The 20,473-nt window shown below is 47.5% G+C and carries 15 protein-coding genes and 3 rRNA genes; 15 read left to right on the top strand and 3 right to left on the bottom strand.

Annotated elements, in window-relative coordinates; genetic code table 11:
* Positions 1–303 precede the first annotated feature (303 nt).
* The gene (locus tag ACR8BL_RS13655) at positions 304–639 is read right to left on the bottom strand and encodes a hypothetical protein (protein WP_434748177.1); all 336 of its coding nucleotides are present in this window, start codon (positions 637–639) and stop codon (positions 304–306) included.
* Here ACR8BL_RS13655 and ACR8BL_RS13650 point away from each other — a divergent pair.
* From ACR8BL_RS13650 to rrf, 3 genes are all read left to right on the top strand, one after another.
* A 16S ribosomal RNA gene (locus ACR8BL_RS13650) occupies positions 636–2,191 on the top strand. The two genes, ACR8BL_RS13655 and ACR8BL_RS13650, sit on opposite strands and share 4 nt — an antisense overlap.
* Before the next feature lie 366 nt (positions 2,192–2,557).
* Positions 2,558–5,605 (top strand): 23S ribosomal RNA (locus ACR8BL_RS13645).
* A 95-nt stretch (positions 5,606–5,700) separates the two neighbouring features.
* Positions 5,701–5,817, top strand: a 5S ribosomal RNA gene (gene rrf / locus ACR8BL_RS13640).
* Together the 16S, 23S and 5S rRNA genes form the textbook arrangement of a ribosomal RNA operon.
* 218 nt (positions 5,818–6,035) lie before the next feature.
* On the opposite strand, the gene ACR8BL_RS13635 is transcribed toward rrf, so the two are convergent.
* On the bottom strand, positions 6,036–7,391 hold the full coding sequence (locus ACR8BL_RS13635; RefSeq protein WP_434748176.1) for an MATE family efflux transporter: 1,356 nt from the start codon (positions 7,389–7,391) through the stop codon (positions 6,036–6,038).
* Positions 7,392–7,553: 162 nt separating this feature from the next.
* Here ACR8BL_RS13635 and ACR8BL_RS13630 point away from each other — a divergent pair, with 162 nt between their 5' ends.
* The 9 genes from ACR8BL_RS13630 (at position 7,554) to ACR8BL_RS13590 (ending at position 15,870) form a co-directional block, all read left to right on the top strand.
* A complete protein-coding gene (locus ACR8BL_RS13630; RefSeq protein WP_434748175.1) occupies positions 7,554–8,288 on the top strand; it encodes a class I SAM-dependent methyltransferase in 735 nt (244 codons plus the stop codon).
* Between the two features lie 159 nt (positions 8,289–8,447).
* Complete coding sequence (locus ACR8BL_RS13625) at positions 8,448–9,026, top strand: RNA polymerase sigma factor (RefSeq protein WP_434748174.1); 579 nt, start codon at positions 8,448–8,450, stop codon at positions 9,024–9,026.
* Positions 9,023–10,372: a hypothetical protein gene (locus ACR8BL_RS13620; protein ID WP_434748173.1), complete on the top strand. Its 1,350-nt coding sequence runs from the start codon at positions 9,023–9,025 to the stop codon at positions 10,370–10,372. Before ACR8BL_RS13625 ends, ACR8BL_RS13620 begins: the two co-directional genes overlap by 4 nt.
* 176 nt (positions 10,373–10,548) lie before the next feature.
* Positions 10,549–11,226 (top strand): NAD(P)H-dependent oxidoreductase, encoded by a 678-nt coding sequence (locus ACR8BL_RS13615; RefSeq protein ID WP_434748172.1) that lies wholly within the window; start codon positions 10,549–10,551, stop codon positions 11,224–11,226.
* Between the two features lie 267 nt (positions 11,227–11,493).
* Positions 11,494–11,916, top strand: coding sequence for a MarR family winged helix-turn-helix transcriptional regulator (locus tag ACR8BL_RS13610; protein ID WP_434748171.1), 423 nt, complete (start codon positions 11,494–11,496; stop codon positions 11,914–11,916).
* 222 nt (positions 11,917–12,138) lie between these two features.
* The gene (locus ACR8BL_RS13605; RefSeq protein ID WP_434748170.1) at positions 12,139–12,720 is read left to right on the top strand and encodes an NAD(P)H-dependent oxidoreductase; all 582 of its coding nucleotides are present in this window, start codon (positions 12,139–12,141) and stop codon (positions 12,718–12,720) included.
* A gap of 102 nt (positions 12,721–12,822) precedes the next feature.
* Positions 12,823–13,134 (top strand): ArsR/SmtB family transcription factor, encoded by a 312-nt coding sequence (locus tag ACR8BL_RS13600; RefSeq protein WP_434748169.1) that lies wholly within the window; start codon positions 12,823–12,825, stop codon positions 13,132–13,134.
* A 250-nt stretch (positions 13,135–13,384) separates the two neighbouring features.
* Positions 13,385–14,419 carry an LLM class flavin-dependent oxidoreductase gene (locus tag ACR8BL_RS13595; RefSeq protein WP_434748168.1) on the top strand — a complete coding sequence of 345 codons (1,035 nt, stop codon included), beginning with the start codon at positions 13,385–13,387 and terminating at the stop codon, positions 14,417–14,419.
* A 290-nt stretch (positions 14,420–14,709) separates the two neighbouring features.
* A complete protein-coding gene (locus ACR8BL_RS13590; protein ID WP_434748167.1) occupies positions 14,710–15,870 on the top strand; it encodes an AI-2E family transporter in 1,161 nt (386 codons plus the stop codon).
* A 125-nt stretch (positions 15,871–15,995) separates the two neighbouring features.
* On the opposite strand, the gene ACR8BL_RS13585 is transcribed toward ACR8BL_RS13590, so the two are convergent.
* The gene (locus tag ACR8BL_RS13585) at positions 15,996–16,367 is read right to left on the bottom strand and encodes an ArsR/SmtB family transcription factor (RefSeq protein WP_434748166.1); all 372 of its coding nucleotides are present in this window, start codon (positions 16,365–16,367) and stop codon (positions 15,996–15,998) included.
* A 486-nt stretch (positions 16,368–16,853) separates the two neighbouring features.
* Between ACR8BL_RS13585 and ACR8BL_RS13580 the strand changes: the two genes are divergently transcribed.
* The 3 genes from ACR8BL_RS13580 (at position 16,854) to ACR8BL_RS13570 (ending at position 20,452) form a co-directional block, all read left to right on the top strand.
* Positions 16,854–19,259 carry a heavy metal translocating P-type ATPase gene (locus ACR8BL_RS13580; RefSeq protein WP_434748165.1) on the top strand — a complete coding sequence of 802 codons (2,406 nt, stop codon included), beginning with the start codon at positions 16,854–16,856 and terminating at the stop codon, positions 19,257–19,259.
* A gap of 121 nt (positions 19,260–19,380) precedes the next feature.
* The gene (locus tag ACR8BL_RS13575; protein WP_434748164.1) at positions 19,381–19,737 is read left to right on the top strand and encodes an SdpI family protein; all 357 of its coding nucleotides are present in this window, start codon (positions 19,381–19,383) and stop codon (positions 19,735–19,737) included.
* A gap of 259 nt (positions 19,738–19,996) precedes the next feature.
* Positions 19,997–20,452: a MerR family transcriptional regulator gene (locus ACR8BL_RS13570; RefSeq protein ID WP_434748163.1), complete on the top strand. Its 456-nt coding sequence runs from the start codon at positions 19,997–19,999 to the stop codon at positions 20,450–20,452.
* The last annotated feature ends 21 nt before the right edge of the window (positions 20,453–20,473 follow it).

The following is a 20,473-nucleotide window of genomic DNA, read 5'->3' as shown; positions in this document are numbered from 1 at the left end:
TGCTGTACTATTCAAAATCAAAGCCGTTTCTTTTGTGAAAGAAACGGATATAGAAGACCCTTTTAGATGTTTCCGAGTCTAAAAGGGTTTCTATCCTATCTATCCTATCTATATATATAGTATGTCTATTCTACGAAAAAGGGATATTTACAGTTAGCGGGAGAGAGAGGGGATGTTAAGCTATTCTAATCTTTAGTTGTTCAGGGAATGAGGATAAATATGGATAATTAATTTTTAATAAATAACACTTTACAACTGGAGGCGATACGTGGTATATTCTTATTCCGGCCAAGAAAACACAGTTTACACGGTGCGGCAAGCAAATGGAAAACAAGCTTCGAAAGAAACTTGAAAAAAAAGAGCTTGCAAAGTTGGTTCGGGCATGATAATATATAAGAGTTGCTGAAACGAACTGGTTTCGGTGGCGAGATAAGTTTGATCTTTGAAAACTGAACAACGAGTGAGTAAAACATTCTGCTTGCAGAATGAACGCGAAAGTTTGAGACAAGCCTTGGCTTGGATCAGCTGGAGCACAAATGAGATTTTTAATCTCGTCAGATTCAAAATGAGCTTATCGCTCTTTTCAATACCCCGATGAGTTTGATAGCGTTTAACGACGCTGACCAAATTCATCTTCATTGGAGAGTTTGATCCTGGCTCAGGACGAACGCTGGCGGCATGCCTAATACATGCAAGTCGAGCGGACTTGAAGAGAAGCTTGCTTCTCGGACGGTTAGCGGCGGACGGGTGAGTAACACGTAGGCAACCTGCCCTCAAGCTTGGGACAACTACCGGAAACGGTAGCTAATACCGAATACTTGTTTTCTTCGCCTGAAGGGAACTGGAAAGACGGAGCAATCTGTCACTTGGGGATGGGCCTGCGGCGCATTAGCTAGTTGGTGAGGTAACGGCTCACCAAGGCGACGATGCGTAGCCGACCTGAGAGGGTGATCGGCCACACTGGGACTGAGACACGGCCCAGACTCCTACGGGAGGCAGCAGTAGGGAATCTTCCGCAATGGGCGAAAGCCTGACGGAGCAATGCCGCGTGAGTGATGAAGGTTTTCGGATCGTAAAGCTCTGTTGCCAGGGAAGAACGCTTGGGAGAGTAACTGCTCTCAAGGTGACGGTACCTGAGAAGAAAGCCCCGGCTAACTACGTGCCAGCAGCCGCGGTAATACGTAGGGGGCAAGCGTTGTCCGGAATTATTGGGCGTAAAGCGCGCGCAGGCGGTCATGTAAGTCTGGTGTTTAATCCCGGGGCTCAACCCCGGATCGCACTGGAAACTGTGTGACTTGAGTGCAGAAGAGGAGAGTGGAATTCCACGTGTAGCGGTGAAATGCGTAGATATGTGGAGGAACACCAGTGGCGAAGGCGACTCTCTGGGCTGTAACTGACGCTGAGGCGCGAAAGCGTGGGGAGCAAACAGGATTAGATACCCTGGTAGTCCACGCCGTAAACGATGAGTGCTAGGTGTTAGGGGTTTCGATACCCTTGGTGCCGAAGTTAACACATTAAGCACTCCGCCTGGGGAGTACGGTCGCAAGACTGAAACTCAAAGGAATTGACGGGGACCCGCACAAGCAGTGGAGTATGTGGTTTAATTCGAAGCAACGCGAAGAACCTTACCAGGTCTTGACATCCAACTAACGAAGCAGAGATGCATCAGGTGCCCTTCGGGGAAAGTTGAGACAGGTGGTGCATGGTTGTCGTCAGCTCGTGTCGTGAGATGTTGGGTTAAGTCCCGCAACGAGCGCAACCCTTATATTTAGTTGCCAGCACTTCGGGTGGGCACTCTAGATAGACTGCCGGTGACAAACCGGAGGAAGGTGGGGATGACGTCAAATCATCATGCCCCTTATGACCTGGGCTACACACGTACTACAATGGCCGGTACAACGGGCAGCGAAATCGCGAGATGGAGCCAATCCCAGCAAAGCCGGTCTCAGTTCGGATTGCAGGCTGCAACTCGCCTGCATGAAGTCGGAATTGCTAGTAATCGCGGATCAGCATGCCGCGGTGAATACGTTCCCGGGTCTTGTACACACCGCCCGTCACACCACGAGAGTTTATAACACCCGAAGTCGGTGGGGTAACCGCAAGGAGCCAGCCGCCGAAGGTGGGATAGATGATTGGGGTGAAGTCGTAACAAGGTAGCCGTATCGGAAGGTGCGGCTGGATCACCTCCTTTCTATGGAGAATCGTTTCCCGCGTGGAAACATTCAAAAAGTCTTCAGGAAGTATACTTCCGAAGCGAGCTTTACTTCGTAAAGCTTTTAACTCACTCGTTGCTCAGTTTTGAGAGTTCAAACTCTCAAAACTTCTCGTTTATTCGACCGACACTTCTTGTGAACGGCCCGAATGAAACGATTTGTTCTTTGAAAACTAGATATCGAAACGAAACAAACGCGAATTAGAACATTCCTTTTTAGCTGAACTTGTGTATAACAAGTTTCAATAAAAACGGTAGATTGCTGGAGCGAGTGATCGAAATGGAGCGACTTTTGGCTTTGCGCAAGCAAACCAAGCGGAGCGACAGCTCGAACACGAGCGCAATGGTTAAGCTACTAAGAGCACACGGAGGATGCCTAGGCGCTAGGAGCCGATGAAGGACGTGGCGAACAACGAAACTGCCTCGGGGAGCTGTAAGCAAGCTTTGATCCGGGGATGTCCGAATGGGGAAACCCAGCTGGGGTAATATCCAGTTACTCACAACTGAATACATAGGTTGTGCAGAGGCATACCAAGGGAACTGAAACATCTAAGTACCTTGAGGAAGAGAAAACAATAGTGATTCCGTCAGTAGCGGCGAGCGAACGCGGAGAAGCCCAAACCAGAGAGCTTGCTCTTTGGGGTTGTGGGACGTCTCACATGGAGTTACAAAGGAACCGGTTAAGCGAAGAGGTCTGGAAAGGCCCGCCAAAGAAGGTAAAAGCCCTGTAGTTGAAAGTTGGTTCCCTCCGAGACGGATCCCGAGTAGTGCGGGGCACGTGAAACCCCGTATGAATCCGGCAGGACCATCTGCCAAGGCTAAATACTTCCTAGCGACCGATAGTGAAGCAGTACCGTGAGGGAAAGGTGAAAAGCACCCCGGAAGGGGAGTGAAATAGAACCTGAAACCGTGTGCTTACAAAAAGTCAGAGCCCGTTTTAGGGGTGATGGCGTGCCTTTTGTAGAATGAACCGGCGAGTTACGTTCCCGTGCAAGGTTAAGGTGAAGAGCCGGAGCCGCAGCGAAAGCGAGTCTGAATAGGGCGCCATAGTACGTGGACGTAGACCCGAAACCGGGTGATCTACCCCTGTCCAGGGTGAAGGTGCGGTAACACGCACTGGAGGCCCGAACCCACGCATGTTGAAAAATGCGGGGATGAGGTGGGGGTAGCGGAGAAATTCCAATCGAACTCGGAGATAGCTGGTTCTCCCCGAAATAGCTTTAGGGCTAGCCTCGGAAAACAGAGTCGTGGAGGTAGAGCACTGATTGGGTGCGGGGCCCGCAAGGGTTACCAAGCTCAGTCAAACTCCGAATGCCATAGACTTACTTCCGGGAGTCAGACAGTGAGTGCTAAGATCCATTGTCAAAAGGGAAACAGCCCAGACCATCAGCTAAGGTCCCCAAGTGTGTGTTAAGTGGGAAAGGATGTGGAGTTGCACAGACAACCAGGATGTTGGCTTAGAAGCAGCCACCATTGAAAGAGTGCGTAATAGCTCACTGGTCGAGTGACTCTGCGCCGAAAATGTAACGGGGCTAAACACACCACCGAAGCTATGGCTTGGATCGACTTCACTGCTTCTTTGAGGCGGTGTTTACCACAAGGACATTTTTGTCAGACAAGGCTTATAATCTTGGAAGACCAAATGTTTCTCAGGGGATAAACACAGGACTTCGAAGCTGGAGTGAAGTCGATCCAGGGGTAGGGGAGCGTTGTATAAGGGTTGAAGGTGTACCGTAAGGAGCGCTGGACATTATACAAGTGAGAATGCCGGTATGAGTAACGAAAAGATCAGTGAGAATCTGATCCGCCGAAAGCCTAAGGGTTCCTGAGGAAGGCTCGTCCGCTCAGGGTAAGTCGGGACCTAAGGCGAGGCCGAAAGGCGTAGTCGAAGGACAACAGGTCGAAATTCCTGTACCACCGTAAATCGTTACGAGCAATGGGGGGACGCAGTAGGGTAGTGACGCGGACTGATGGATGTCCGTCTAAGCAGTGAGGCTGATGTGTAGGCAAATCCGCATATCGTAAGGCTGAGCTGTGATGGGGAGCGAAAATTACAGTAGCGAAGGTCATGATCTCACACTGCCAAGAAAAGCCTCTAGCCAGATGAAGGTGCCCGTACCGCAAACCGACACAGGTAGGCGAGAAGAGAATTCTAAGGCGCGCGGAAGAACTCTCGTTAAGGAACTCGGCAAAATGACCCCGTAACTTCGGGAGAAGGGGTGCCCCGGTAGTGTGAATAGCACGAGGGGGCCGCAGTGAAAAGGCCCAAGCGACTGTTTAGCAAAAACACAGGTCTGTGCGAAGCCGTAAGGCGAAGTATACGGGCTGACGCCTGCCCGGTGCTGGAAGGTTAAGGGGAGTGGTTAGGAGTAATCCGAAGCTGTGAACCGAAGCCCCAGTAAACGGCGGCCGTAACTATAACGGTCCTAAGGTAGCGAAATTCCTTGTCAGGTAAATTCTGACCCGCACGAATGGCGTAACGACTTGGGCGCTGTCTCAACGAGAGATCCGGTGAAATTTTAATACCTGTGAAGATGCAGGTTACCCGCGACAAGACGGAAAGACCCCATGGAGCTTTACTGCAGCTTGATATTGAATTTGGGTACGATCTGTACAGGATAGGTGGGAGCCTTAGAAGCATGAGCGCCAGCTTGTGTGGAGGCACCGTTGGGATACCACCCTGATCGTATCTAGGTTCTAACCTGGTGCCCTCATCGGGTACGGGGACAGTGTCAGGTGGGCAGTTTGACTGGGGCGGTCGCCTCCTAAAGAGTAACGGAGGCGCCCAAAGGTTCCCTCAGAATGGTTGGAAATCATTCGAAGAGTGCAAAGGCATAAGGGAGCTTGACTGCGAGACCAACAAGTCGAGCAGGGACGAAAGTCGGGCTTAGTGATCCGGTGGTACCGCATGGAAGGGCCATCGCTCAACGGATAAAAGCTACCCTGGGGATAACAGGCTTATCTCCCCCAAGAGTCCACATCGACGGGGAGGTTTGGCACCTCGATGTCGGCTCATCGCATCCTGGGGCTGAAGTAGGTCCCAAGGGTTGGGCTGTTCGCCCATTAAAGCGGTACGCGAGCTGGGTTCAGAACGTCGTGAGACAGTTCGGTCCCTATCTGTCGTGGGCGTAGGAAATTTGAGAGGAGCTGTCCTTAGTACGAGAGGACCGGGATGGACGTACCGCTGGTGTACCAGTTGTTCCGCCAGGAGCACCGCTGGGTAGCTATGTACGGACGGGATAAGCGCTGAAAGCATCTAAGCGTGAAGCCCCCCTCAAGATGAGATTTCCCAGTATGTAAGACCCCTTGAAGACGACGAGGTAGATAGGCTGGGGGTGGAAGTGCAGCAATGCATGGAGCTGACCAGTACTAATCGGTCGAGGGCTTATCCAATAGCACGTTTGAGTTTGCGTAAGTTTCGTTTCGAATCTAGTTTTCAGAGAACAACACTCTGATGAATGGAAGAAGCTATGCTTCGACCAATCGCGTTTGGTGGCGATGGCGGAGGGGTTCCACACGTACCCATCCCGAACACGACCGTTAAGCCCTCTAGCGCCGATGGTACTTGGACCGCAGGGTCCTGGAAGAGTAGGACGCCGCCAAGCAAATTAAAGACACACTTGATGAAAATCAGGTGTGTCTTTTTGTTATGCCCATACTCCTATCCGTGCTATTGAGGATAGGATTGTTCATATACCTGTACATCAGACTAACCCCAGCCTGATCCTTGCAGAATTAGGCTGGGGTTAGATTCAATTTATTAGTTCAACATACAGGGCAATCCATAATACATGTATTTTGCTTGTTTAAATCTCGGTGATGTTTAATCTGCTTGTAGCAGGCCGATTCGCTCGGTCACGGAGCGTTTTCGATAATAGAGTGCTATCGTGATCAGCACGAGCATTTCGGATAAGGGTACAGCCAGCCATACACCCTTGACACCAAAGAATGAAGGCAGGACTGCAATCAGAGCAAGCATAATAATCATCTCGCGTGCGGCTGTGATCCAGATGGCCATTTTGGCATTACCTATGGACTGGAAGTACGTACTCATGACAAAGTTTACTCCCATGAATACATAGGCGATAGTGAAGATCCGCAGCCCGTAGATGGCACGATCCGTTACACTACTGCTGAAGTTACCAAAGATTTGTACAAAATATGGGGCTCCGACTTGAACGACGAGAAGCAGAACCAGACCACAAGTTAAGGCTGTTTTGACAGCAATACGAATGGTCTCTTGAACTCGTTCTGATCGCTGTGCACCATGATAATAACTGATTAGAGGCTGTGCAGCAGAAGCTAGACCAAGGAATGCCATTAAGACAACCCCGTGGATATAATTTAAAACCGTAAACGAGGCAACACCATCCGTACCTCCAATCCGTTCCATAGAGATGTTATGTGAAACCGAAAAGACGGACATACCGAGTTCAGCCAGGAAGCTGGGAAAACCAATAAGGGCAATCATGCCTAGCAATTTGGTGCTCCATGTGAACCTTGTGAATGTAAGATTATTTGATTTTTTGAAAAAGTGACTGAACAGCACGAGTAGTGCTAGAGCCGCTGATACAATGGTGCCCAGTGCAACCCCGCGTACTCCCCACTCCAGCACATATAACGTAATATAGTTGATTACAATGTTGGCCACAGCAAAGGTAATCTGGGCATACATTGAGGTGTTTGGACCTCCATCGTTACGAACAAAAACGGATAAAGCATTTTCGATCGTAAAAACAAACCCGAAAAGTAACATGATATTCATATAGTCGGCCGCGAAGGGAAAAGTGTCAGCATTTGCACCCAGTGCATATACGAGTTTGTCTTTAAATGTAAAGGCAGTGTATCCAATAACCATTGTAACCAGCGAAATGAGAATAATGGATTTGGTGAACACTTCTTTGGCCTTCTGATGTTCTTTCCTGCCCATATGATTAGAGTATAACGTAGCCCCGCCCATACCAATCCACAGGGACATCGCTACAAACAAGGTATATACAGGAGAAGCGATGCCGATTCCAGCCATGGCGGTTGACCCAAGTTTGTGCCCGACCATGATGCCGTCGATAATAAAGTTAAATGCGATGACCAACATCCCCAAGACAGAAGGTATGAGATAGCTGATAAAAGCTTTGCCTACCGTTTGCCTCTCAAGGGGATGCGTCCAATTTGTACTCATAATGACCTCCGATAGTAAAATTATAAAGTTCACTGATTTATATTATACTGAACGTTCGTTCTGTATAATAACATGAGTATGATTCAATTGGCAACTTTTCTGAAATTCACACCGTTTGTTTGATAGAGTAAGACAGAAGATCCAGGTAGGGGGGTAAGGTAAATGAGACAAAACAAGTATGATGAAGATGCATTCTTTCAGATTTATAGCAAGATGGATCGCTCCGTTGGAGGGTTGGATGCAGCTGGGGAATGGCATAAACTACAAACATTATTACCTGATCTGAAGGATAAACGTGTACTTGATTTGGGATGTGGCTTTGGTTGGCATTGCCGGTATGCGCGCGAACAACAAGCGAGTTCGGTCATCGGTGTAGACTTATCTGAGAATATGCTGCAGCGTGCGCGTGAGCTGACGAACGACTCGCAGATTGAGTATCGGCAGATGGCCATCGAAGATAGCCATTTTGAACAAAACCAGTTTGATGTCGTCGTTAGTTCTCTTGCTTTGCATTACATTGAGCATTTGCCTGACGTGTATGTTAAGATCAATCATTGTCTAGTCTCGGGTGGATCGTTCATCTTATCTGTTGAACATCCGATATTCACCGCTCGTGCAGAGCAGGATTGGCATTATGGTGCTCAAGGTGAGAAACTGCATTGGCCTGTGGATCGTTACCATGAACAGGGACAGCGGATCGCTAGTTTTTTGAATCATGATGTAGTGAAGTATCATCGGACAATGGCTACACATCTGAATGAATTGATTCGTGCAGGATTTGTTATTCAGCAGGTAGCAGAATCCAAACCATCTTTGGAGATGATGGAGCAAGTTCCAGGTATGTCAGACGAGAATCGAAGACCGATGTTTCTGATGATAGCTGCAACGAAAGCATAATTATGGGTCTCTCTGAATGAAAAATAAGCCTTGAAAGATCGGCGTGTTCAGTGTGTTGAACATGCTGTTTTTTTATTTTGTTAAAATATAAAAAATAATGTGCAAATTAGGGAACCAACGGGCATCTGGTTTAGTCCTATTAAGTGAGGTGAACATCAGTTGGACTATTCGTTTCTGGCAGAGGCCCAGACAATCGACAATGACACACTTGCCAGTCTGATGGACGATTACGGCAATGATGTGTGGAATTATGCTTATTTTTTGACTAAAAATGCGGAGCAGGCGGATGATTTGTCACAGGAAGTGTTTGTCCGGGTATACTCGGGAATTGCAACCTATCGAGGAGAGTGCACACTTAAGACATGGCTTTTGACGATCACGAGAAACACAACATTTACATACCGAAAGTCGAGGTTTTTTCGAAGCAGCCTATGGGGAGAAGCTTTACCGTTGGAGTCAGAGCTGGATCGATCAGAACCAAGACAGACAATGCGAAAACAATCAGCCCATCCATCTGCCGAGATGGAAGTCATGCGTAAAGCACATGTACATGAAATCTGGGATATTGTTCTGGCACTGCCGGAGAAGTTTCGGGAAATTCTTTTACTGCATCTGAGGTATGAGCTTACAACGGTGGAGATCGCAGAGATGTTGCGAATTAGCCAAGGAACCGTGAAATCACGGCTATCCAGGGCTAAGGATAAGGTTCGAAAGCAGTGGGAGGAGAGAAGCAAATGAAACATGAGGACGATCAGTGGGAAAAGGAAATCCGTAAAGGGCCGTTTGCAGCGTCTCCTTTTACTGAAGAGCACAAGCGTAAGGTGCTGCAGCAGGTGGAGTGGATGAGAACGGCAAGTAGTAAGGAAGAGGAAATGAGCGAAATGAGCCCTTCAGAGTCGTTATTGAAACGCTCCGGTTCAAGCTCCAATTCGTTCAGAGGATATAGAGATACAGTCACAAATGCAGTTAAAGATAAAGATACAATGAAATTTGCACCAAGACATCAACGTCTTAGAAAAAGCCGTAGAGGCTTCCTTGTTGCAGGGATGGGTGCATTGGTTATCGCAGGCGGGATGTTTATGTGGAGCTGGGACGACGGGCAACTTGCCAAACCGTTGATGGAGCAGATTAATCCGGCTACAGCATTATTGTTTGTCGATCACCTGAATGTGGATATTCTTACGGATCAGATGAAAAAGCATGTTGCGATAACGATGAGAGATAGTTTGGGTAAACAGCTGCGCATTACCAAAGTGCAGGATCTGCCTGTGTCTGGCAGAATATACGTCGAAGCTGGTCAGGAGAAAGAAACAGATTACGCACAGATTTGGCTTGACGCCGAGACGGGTAATCTACGTGAAGTGCAGATGAGGGCCGAGATACAACCAGGTAAGCTGGAACATCAATATATGCGCCAAGTTCCTTCACTTCTGGAGGGCATGGGCATGATACCGACACTTCAACCTGTGAAAGTTAGAAGATCCGTGGGAATGCAACAAGGAAAAACGGAACCGACGAGCTACACTGTAGTAGAATTAGGCGATGGTGATAGTTACGGAGAGATTATCTGGAAGCAGGATCAAGCGATATCCATCACAGGTGAGTTAAGACCAGATCAGATATCCCAAGTTGAACTAGCAAAGGCGAAAAAGGCGATTGAGGTGTTCTCAGGTAAGCCCAACTTAAGTCTGGAAAAGGCTAGTCGAAGTAAAGATGATGAGATTGGTGAAGAGTCCACTTTTTTCTCTTTTAGTGATAATTATTTTGTGAAAATAACAGAAGCAAAAAACGGGTCGAGATATTTGGTGGGAGATTCGAATGATTATGGGCAACCTCAAATAAGTAGCACAGAAGAGATGGAGGCTTACCATGATCAGTTATTAAATATGGATGAAAATCTTCTCCGAGAGAAGGTTGGGCCGGTTGTGAAAAATGTTTTCAACGTTGACTTAAAAGGCTATAAGTTGCACAGGAATGCTGAACAGCTGGGAACAGTTACATTTAAACGTGATTCGGATCAAGACGTTTTTCAGGTCCAATATAAAGAAGATGGACGAGTAACTATGATTACCAGGGGAGATTAGTAGCGGTATGATATGGTGGGAATTAAACTTACTTTAAGGAACCAAGGTACAATAAGGTGCGTACTTTTCAATTTGGAATATAACATCTAAACTGATACCTAGGCCATTAATAACACTTGAACTCTATTGATATATGCGGGTTCACATAAATATATAAAGTAAAGGACGTGGAGAGAATGGACGTTACTGTAAAGACAAAGAAAAAAGAAGAGATTTTGCAGGCATTTCAGTTCCGTCATGCCACGAAGCTGTTTGATGCTTCGCGTAAAATTACAGAAGAGGACTTTGCTTTCATACTTGAAACCGGCCGTTTGTCTCCAAGCTCCATCGGATTTGAGCCGTGGAAGTTTCTGATTGTGCAAAACCCGGAATTCCGTCAGCGTCTGTCCGAGGTCTCGTCCGGTGCAAAGCGGCAGCTGGCTACAGCCAGTCATTTTATCGTGATCTTAGCTCGGACGGATGCAAGCTACAACTCTCCTTATGCAGAGTACATGCTGAAAGAGGTTCAGAATATGCCTGATGATGTTTTTGAGCTGACAAGTGCAGCTTATGGTAATTTTCAGAACAATCAGGGCTTCCTTCAAAATGCAAAAACATTACTTGACTGGGCATCGAAACAGACGTATATTGCCCTTGGCAATATGATGACTGCAGCGGCTCAGATTGGTATTGATTCATGTCCGATTGAGGGGTTCAACTATGCAGAGGTGCATCGTATTCTGGAAGAAGCAGGACTGCTCGAGGACGGCGCATGGGATGTGTCGGTGATGGCGGCCTTTGGTTACCGTGCAGAAGAGCCTCATCGGGAGAAATCACGCCAGTCTATTGAACAAATTACACACTGGATTGAATAAACTAAACTAATATCAGGAATCCCGGCACGTAATCGAGGTAACCTACATCAGGATTCTAACTATGAATTATAACGAACTACACTGAATCGCAAATTAAAATGTAATAGCTCACCTTATATATACTGACTCCGATGTGGTCTAAAACCATGCATGGCCCTTGTAACATACCTTCCAGTATCACATTACAAGGGCTGTTTTATTTCGTCTGCGTGTATCTTCGTAAAATGATTACTTGAAAATACATAGACATCTATGTATAATGAGTTTATGTTAAAACACAACGCATTTGCAATGATTGCACGGATTAGAGATCATGTGAACAAACGAATTGTCTATGAACTTGAACAGCATGAAGTGACAGGCATGGTGCCTTCTCACGGAGATGTTCTGATGTTTCTGTATCGTGAAGAGACATTGTCGATCAAAATGCTGGCTGAACGTGTTCAGCGTACGCAGCCTACAGTAACGGTGCTTGTCAACAAGCTGGAGAAGCAGGGTTATGTCGAACGCAGTAAGAGCGCTGAGGATAGCCGGGTATCCATGATTCGTCTCACGGATAAAGGGAAGCAGCTTGAACCGATCTTCCGCGAAGTGTCGGATCAGATTAACCAGATGATTTATGCTGATCTGTCTGAAGAACAGTCAGAACAGCTGGAGAATTTACTGTCCATGATTGTCAGACGGTTTTAACCGTCGGCATACGGTCTTCTGTTTTTAACTCTAGATGATTATCTCCGTACATTGTATCAAGATGTATTGAAGAGTTTACTTGAAGGTTAGGAGCAGAAGATATTTTTTTGCTCATATATAGAGATGTCTATGTATACGAAAGGTATTTAATCGTTGATGTTTTAGTAACAGTGCTAAATGGTGAAAATATTTTTTGTGTCTAATCGAGGAGGAATTTATATTATGAAACATCTTATCGTATACGCTCATCCGCACACCGACAGCTTTAATCATGCCATTCTGAATACCGCCGTGACAGTTCTGGAAGCAGAGGGTCATGAGGTTGTTGTCCGTGATCTGTATCAGCTGGGCTTTCAGCCGGTACTAACAGAGGCGGATAGAGCTTCGATGCGTGCAGGACAGACTCCGCAGGATATCGCAGCAGAGCAGCAATATGTGACAGAGGCAGAAGCAATTACATTCATCTATCCGATCTGGTGGACGGGTCTCCCGGCTATTTTGAAAGGATACGTTGACCGGGTATTCGCTTACGGCTTTGCTTACGCATCGGGCGCGGCAGGGATCGAGAAACTATTAACTGGCAAAAAAGGTCTTATGATCAGTACACACGGCACACCGAAGGATGTGTATGATCAGATCGGCATGACCGATGCGCTGAAACTGACGTCTGACGCTGGTATTTTTGATTTTGTAGGCATTGAGCCTGTAGGTCATCTGCTCTTCGGTGGTATTGGATATCTGGATGCTGCTGCTTATGAAGCGATGCTGGATGAAGTGAAACAGACGGTAACAACACGCTTCTAACATGTGATTGATCAGATGTGAATTGCCAAACCGACTCTTGATGAGTCGGTTTGTTAGTTTATGGGGTTTGGCAAAAGGATAGAAAGGGGGTATAATCGACCCATGGAACCTATACTCATTTTCAAAGCATTATCCAATGAGACACGCAGACAGATCCTCCTGTGGCTGAAAAACCCGGAGCAACACTTCTCACCACTTGAGCTATCCCATCATCCGGATGGCGGAAAGAATGGTATCTGTGTGGGCACGATTCAACTGAAGGCCGGACTGGCACAGTCCGTCATTTCCAGTTATTTGTTGACAATGCTCAAGGCAGGGTTGCTGTTATCGGAGCGCAGAGGACAATGGACGTACTATCGCCGCAATGAAGAGACGATACAGGCTTTTGCCGAGTACGTACAACATGAGTTGTAAGCCGGATGCCGGAACGGAAGCCAGGATGCAAAATGCAGCAAGCAGGAGATTCCGTCCGGATGTGAACGGCTATATGTTGCAAGGACATCTGTTGCGTACACGTTGACTTGAGGTACTTTTCGGGAACATGTCCACATGTATGAAAAGAATTTGTTTACGGAACATATGATTTATTGGTCAGTTGTTAAGTCCACTTTTGTTTATTTATATCTATATATCTGGATATACAAAAATATAATCACAGAGGAGCATGACTGTAATGAATAATGAACATCAACATAAAGAACATCTCCAAGACGTCAAACTTTCGGTGCTTGACCTTGCACCCGTTGTGGTGGGATCAACCCCTGCAAATGCCCTTCGCAACAGTCTGGAGCTGGCACAACATGCCGAGCGCTGGGGATATCATCGCTACTGGGTAGCTGAGCATCATAACATGCCAGGCATCGCTTCATCTGCAACTTCGGTTGTGATTGGTCACCTTGCGGGCGGAACCAAGACCATTCGTGTAGGCTCAGGTGGCATTATGCTGCCCAACCATGCACCACTTGTTATTGCAGAGCAGTTCGGTACGCTTGAATCACTGTATCCAGGCCGCATTGATCTCGGGTTAGGCCGTGCGCCCGGCAGTGACCGCCGTACATCCGTTGCACTGCGCAAAGATATGAATAGTGGGGAAGATTTCCCAGAGCTGTTGTCCGAGCTGCGGGCATACTTTGATACATCGGCAACGTCTTATCACGCACCGGTGCGGGCTGTACCTGGAGAAGGTCTGAACATCCCGATTTATCTGCTGGGCTCCAGTGATTTCAGTGCACGTCTGGCAGGCCAGCTGGGATTGCCTTTTGCTTTTGCCAGCCACTTCTCACCAGATTATACACGTATCGCTTTGGACACCTACCGCAACAGCTTCCAGCCATCAGAGAGTCTGAAGGAGCCTTATGTGATCGTAGGTGTTAACGCCGTGGTAGCTGATACGGACGAAGAGGCCGCTTGGCTTGGAACAACGATGCAACAGCAGTTCCTGAACATTATCCGCGGGACAACAGGGCTGGTACAGCCGCCGGCCGTGATGGATGGCAAGTGGACGGACCGTGAACAAGCTGCCGTAGCTCAGACGTTAAAAGCAGCGGTAAACGGTTCGCCGGAGAAGGTACGCGGACAGCTCGAATCCTTTATTCGCCAGACCCAGGCGGATGAACTCATTATTACGTCGATGATCTATGATCATCAAGCACGCCTGCACTCGTATGAGTTGATCGCGCAGCTGGCGGGAAACATATAAGATCTTACTTGGCAGCAGAATGCGAATAGCATCGGATAGCAGAATGACGGTTCGTCTCCAAAGGAGACGGGCCGTTTTTTACATGGGAAATTTTTCAATAGGTCGGTGTGGGGCACGTTGTGCATTTTGGGGTAAAATGACTTTACTTGGCGAATTTGAAACGGTCAAACCGCCCATACGTATAAATCGGAAGTGTTATACATATGTTGGCTTGTACAAGTCAATTGTACCGTCAGGCAAGAAAGGCAACTAAAATGCAAGAAAGATACATAAGAGAGGACGACAAGCCTATGGAGCAACCCGAGCAACCCCGCGTTTGGCCTGAGCGATTCAAACGTTTTTTTCTAAACAACAAGTTTGTGCTGTTCCTGTTAATTATGCTGTTGGTTGGACTGAACATTATGGTGCTGACCAAGGTATCCTTTGTGTTCCACCCGCTGGCGGTGTTAATCAAAACGATTGTTCTGCCCATTATTCTGTCGGGTATACTTTATTACCTGCTCAATCCACTTGTGGATGTGATGGAACGATGGAAAATCAAGCGAGGCTGGGGGATTCTGATTCTCTATCTCGCGATTGGCGGCATTCTGACCATTGTGGTGCTGGCCGTTATTCCTGTGTTGCGTAATCAGATTATGGGGCTGATCGCTAACTTCCCTACTTACAGTGAAAACGTAAGGGAACAATTCGAGGAATTGACAGGCAACAAGCTGTTCAGTCAGGTGCAGGAGACCATCAACATGAACTGGCAGGATTGGTGGGGCACGATTTCCACAAAAGCAACCGAGATCCTCAACTCGACCTGGACGAAGCTTGGCGGGTTCCTTGGTGCATTTACCGAGACGGTGTTATCCATCGTAACCGTGCCGTTCATCTTGTTTTATCTGCTTAAAGACGGCAAGAAACTGCCGGACAAGATTTTGTCCTTTTTGCCAATCAAAAGCCGTACCGGTGCAATGCATGTATTGCATGATATCAACCACCAGATCAGTTCATTCATCCGTGGACAGATTATCGTCAGCTTCTGTATCGGTGTGCTGCTTTATATCGGGTACATGGTCATCGGTTTGGATTATGCCCTGATTCTTGCAATCATTGCTTCCTTCACGAGTGTAGTTCCTTATCTGGGTCCAGCGATTGCCATTACTCCAGCTTTGATTGTAGCTCTGGTGACTTCGCCAGTGATGTTGCTGAAAATGATTGCCGTGTGGACAATTGTGCAGTTGATTGAAGGTAAACTTATCTCTCCGCAGATTATGGGTAAAACACTCAAAATTCATCCGATAACCATCATCTTTGTCATTCTGACTTCAGGGAACTTGTTCGGGGTAGTCGGTATTCTGCTCGCGGTTCCGGGGTACGCTGTACTCAAAGTGGTGGTGTCCCATATTTTCAATATGTTCAAGGACAAATCGGGCCTGTACGATCCAAACAACAACAGTTTATTGTAGTTAATCAAGGTAAGGACGAATATAAATATTTAGTTAAAACGGTTCCCTTACACAACAGAACCCCCGTCCATCGGTGTGATGCCGAGAGACGGGGGTTCTGTTGGTTTAAACCGGCTGGCAGCAGCCTAGCCGTGTTTGATATGCTGGAGCGTTTGTAGGAAAATCTGCTCAATGTGAGCATCATCCAAAGAGTAATACACCGTCTTGCCTTCCTTGCGCCGCTTTACAATCCGCATGTTGCGGAGTGAGCGCAGCTGATGGGAGATGGCTGACTGACCCATGTCGAGCAACACCGTAAGATCGTGCACACATAATTCTTTCTGTAACAGCGCATCAATAATACGTAGACGTGTGGGATCACTAAATGCTTTGAACCAATCCGCCATCTCGGAAGAGGTGTCCCGATCTATAAGTGAGGTGCGAATGGTTTGTACATCGGCTTCCGTACCTGAGCAGGCTTCATCGCAATCATGTGGAGCTTTAACCGGTTGTTCCATTCCTATCACCGCCTATGTTTAACAACTGATAGCTCTATTATATCCAAAAAACGCCTAAAGCGAAATGATTACTATTAGGGTGTGTCTTGAAACCTACTGAAGTGCATCTTTTACCGCCTTTTCTTATCCAAAATCAACAACTCGTGTTGACACTCCAGTTTGGGCATGCATATAATAGGGTTAATTAAACATATGAATGATTGCTCATATATTATTAGATACAATATTATATTAAAAAAGATGAACTATTTTTACACAAAAACGGAGAGGACAGAAAAAACCTGGAAAAGCGGAGCGTTCGCCTGAAAGCTTTCTGAAAAGAAAGCTACATCGGAAGCATACGCTTATCACCAAATTTCCCTCTGAAGATGAAAGGGATCAAAGAAATTTGGGGATAACAGCGATTGGATGGTTATTCTGTCATCATAGTGCTCGTGTAATACCAGTAGATCAACTTTTTTTCGGACTGCAAAGGGGAGAATTCACATGGGAACCGGACAGGAACAGGTGAAAAGGGAACTGCTGCTCGATGGACTGGATTGTGCAAACTGTGCACTTAAAATTGAAAATGGTGTGAGTAAAATTAAGGGCATTAATGAATGCTCCGTCAATTTTGTCACCAAAACGTTATCCATGTACACCACATCCGATATGGATGAGCAGGTGGTGGAGGAAGCAAAACGTAAGGTGCTGCGGCTGGAGCCACATATTCGTATTTCGGAAAAACGCCAAGGCAATCTCAGCCAGAAGCAATCGGGAAGCGGTTCTAACGTTGATGGCGAGGCAGGGCAAGGGGCGAAACACGTTCATTCAGGAAACCACCAGCATCATGAACATCAGCATACGGATGGACACGTACACGCTCATAGCAGTCATGCTCACACAGACGTGACGAATGGAGCAGGTACACATCAGCACCAACATCAGAGTCATGCACATTCACATGCTCACGATCACGGGCATGATCATGGACATGACCACAGCCACGCAGAGAGCGGTGACGCTCATGCAGGCCATTCGCACGAACATGGTGCAGGGCAGACGAAGATACTGCTTGCCCGTCTTGCGGTTGGTTCTATGCTGCTTGCCACAGCGATCTGGTCACCGCTGGATGGATGGGCACAGCTTGCCCTCTATGTGGTTGCTTACATCATCGCGGGCGGCGATATCGTGTTACAGGCATTCAAAAACATCATCCGCGGCCAGGTATTTGATGAATACTTCCTGATGACAGTTGCAACACTTGGTGCATTTGCCATCGGGGAGTATCCGGAAGGTGTTGCGGTTATGCTGTTCTATCAGCTCGGAGAGCTGTTCCAGGGCATGGCGGTTAATCGCTCACGCAAGTCGATTCAGTCTCTGATGGATATTCGCCCGGACTATGCGAATATACTCACAGGTGCAGGGGAAGAGACCCGGCGTGTCTCCCCGGAAGAGGTTCGCATTGGTGACCGGATCGTGGTTAAGGCTGGAGAACGGGTACCTCTGGACGGTATTGTGAAGGCAGGCCGCTCCATGGTTGACACATCAGCACTGACAGGGGAATCTGTTCCACGGGAGTTGGATACTGGAAGTGATGTGCTTAGCGGTTTTGTGAATAAAAACGGCATGTTAACGATCGAGGTCACCAAAACCTTTGGTGAATCCACGGTATCCAAAATTCTCGACATGGTGCAGAACGCTAGCAGCCGCAAGGCGAAAACGGAACATTTTATCAGCAAATTTGCCCGGTATTATACACCTGTTGTTGTCATTCTCGCTGCGCTTATTGCCTTCGTTCCTCCGTTGTTATTTAACGGTGCAACGTTTGCGGACTGGATCTATCGCGCACTGGTGTTTCTCGTCATTTCATGCCCTTGTGCGCTGGTTGTATCGATTCCGCTTGGTTTCTTCGGTGGTATTGGTGCGGCTTCGCGAAACGGCATTCTGGTCAAAGGAAGTAATTATCTGGAGGCTCTGAATGATGTTAAAGTGGTGGTTTTTGATAAAACGGGTACACTAACCAAAGGTGTTTTCAAAGTTACATCTGTTCACCCTGATGGCGCACGTACAGAAGAAGAAGTAATGAGGCTGGCGGCGATTGCCGAAGCAAACTCCAATCATCCGATTGCTGAATCGATTCGTGCAGCTTGGGGAAAAGATATTCCCTCACAAGGTGTGGATGGCTATGACGAGGTAGCTGGACACGGAATCAAAGTAAATGTGAACGGTCAGGAAGTGCTCGCAGGCAACGCGAAGTTGATGGAGCAGGCAGGGATTATGTATACGAAGCCGCAAACAGTGGGAACGGTCGTGCATATTGCCGAAGCTGGCAAGTATGTCGGACATCTGATCATTGCGGACGAAGTGAAGGATGATGCAGCGTCAGCGATACAGGCACTTCAAAAGCTAGGTATTCGCAAAACAGTGATGCTGACCGGTGATGCCAAAGCGGTGGGCGAAGCGGTTGCACGCCAGCTTGGCGTGGATGAGGTCCATGCCGAACTTCTGCCGCAGGACAAAGTCGAACGGCTGGAGCAACTGGAAGCGGCCAAATTACCGAAGGAAAAGATGATCTTTGTCGGTGATGGCATTAACGATACTCCGGTTCTGGCACGTGCAGATGTGGGTGTAGCGATGGGCGGACTTGGATCGGAGGCGGCGATTGAAGCAGCGGATGTGGTCATCATGACGGATGAGCCCTCCAGAATCGCCAGTGCCATCCGTATTGCCAAGCGAACACGCCGCATCGTCTGGCAGAACATCGGATTTGCATTGGGTGTCAAAGCAATCTTCCTGCTGCTCGGTGTATTCGGGATTGCCACCATGTGGGAAGCCGTTTTCTCCGATGTGGGTGTGACGGTGCTCGCGGTACTGAATGCGATGCGGGTTCTGCGAATCAAGGACGTTTAAATTGATGAAACGTACAGCACGGCTCTGCGTATATACGTAGAGCCGTTTTACTATTTTTATGGCTGGCTGGTGAACAATTACTTACTGGCTTAGAGCTAAGAGAAGAGAAGGAGCGAGCATTTTGGCAGGAGCATTGTTGGGCATTATATGTGGAGTGTGTTATTTCATTTTGGGATTGATGGTGTATAAGAAGCCGCCAAAACAAATTAACGGAATATATGGGTACCGGACACCACGGGCGATGAGCGACCCAAGGTTATGGGAAGAAGCGCAGCGGTACAGTTCGGCACTGATGATGCAATTTGGTTTTGTTATCACCGCCTTTGGCGTCATCGGGTTCTGGCTAACGGATGTACGCGCGTTGGTGCTGAGTCTGATCGCTGTTGGTTTTTATACCATCAGGCTGTTTACCCGGGTGGAAGGGCGTCTGAAGCAGCTGCAGCGGGCACAGCAGGAGCAGGACAAGCAGGGGGAATAACATAATTGAAGGCAAGCAACGTCCGTAGTGACGTGTAGAAACACATGGAGATCCGCGTAAGCGGGTCTTTTTTGTCTTCATATTCAGCTTTTTTTAGGTTGTATTGGTTCAAGGCTGTAATGGTTCATGCGATGAATCATTTAATTCATTAATCGTTCTAAAAGATAAAATCTAAACTAAAATCTAACGTTGACGTTAATGTTAATTTTATATATCATTATATACATAACAATAATGACATATAGGAGAGGCGAGGCAAATGATATACAAAATTGATGATGTCGCCAAAGCCTGCGGACTGACGAAGCGCACCATTCGATATTATGAAGAGATTGGTGTGATGCCTTCACCTCAGCGGACAGACGGCGGAACGAGGCTGTATTCACAGGACGACATTGATTATTTGAAAAAAGTGGTTCGAGCGAAAGAGGTGCTTGGTTTCTCGTTACAGGAGCTTCATGCCTATGTAGCCACAGCAGATGCGCTGAACGAGCAGCGTTTTGACTACCAGCAGACGACCGAGGTGAAGGAACGGATTGATACGCTCACCCGGATGGAAGCCACATTGGATGGTCAGCTGCAGCTGCTGGAGCAGAAGCTTCAGAGTATTCACGCTGTGCAACAGGAGCTGGAGGAGCTGCGAGGGCGTGTTAAGACAGGTATAGAGACATTGAAGAGTCGTGCTGGACAGAACAACGGAAACGAAGGTACCTAATGAATTAACATGGTTAAATCA

The organism is Paenibacillus amylolyticus (assembly GCF_051136285.1).
GTDB classification, from domain to species: domain Bacteria; phylum Bacillota; class Bacilli; order Paenibacillales; family Paenibacillaceae; genus Paenibacillus; species Paenibacillus amylolyticus_F.
Note: the sequence above shows the minus strand (reverse complement) of the source record. Positions and strands in the feature narration are given on the sequence as shown.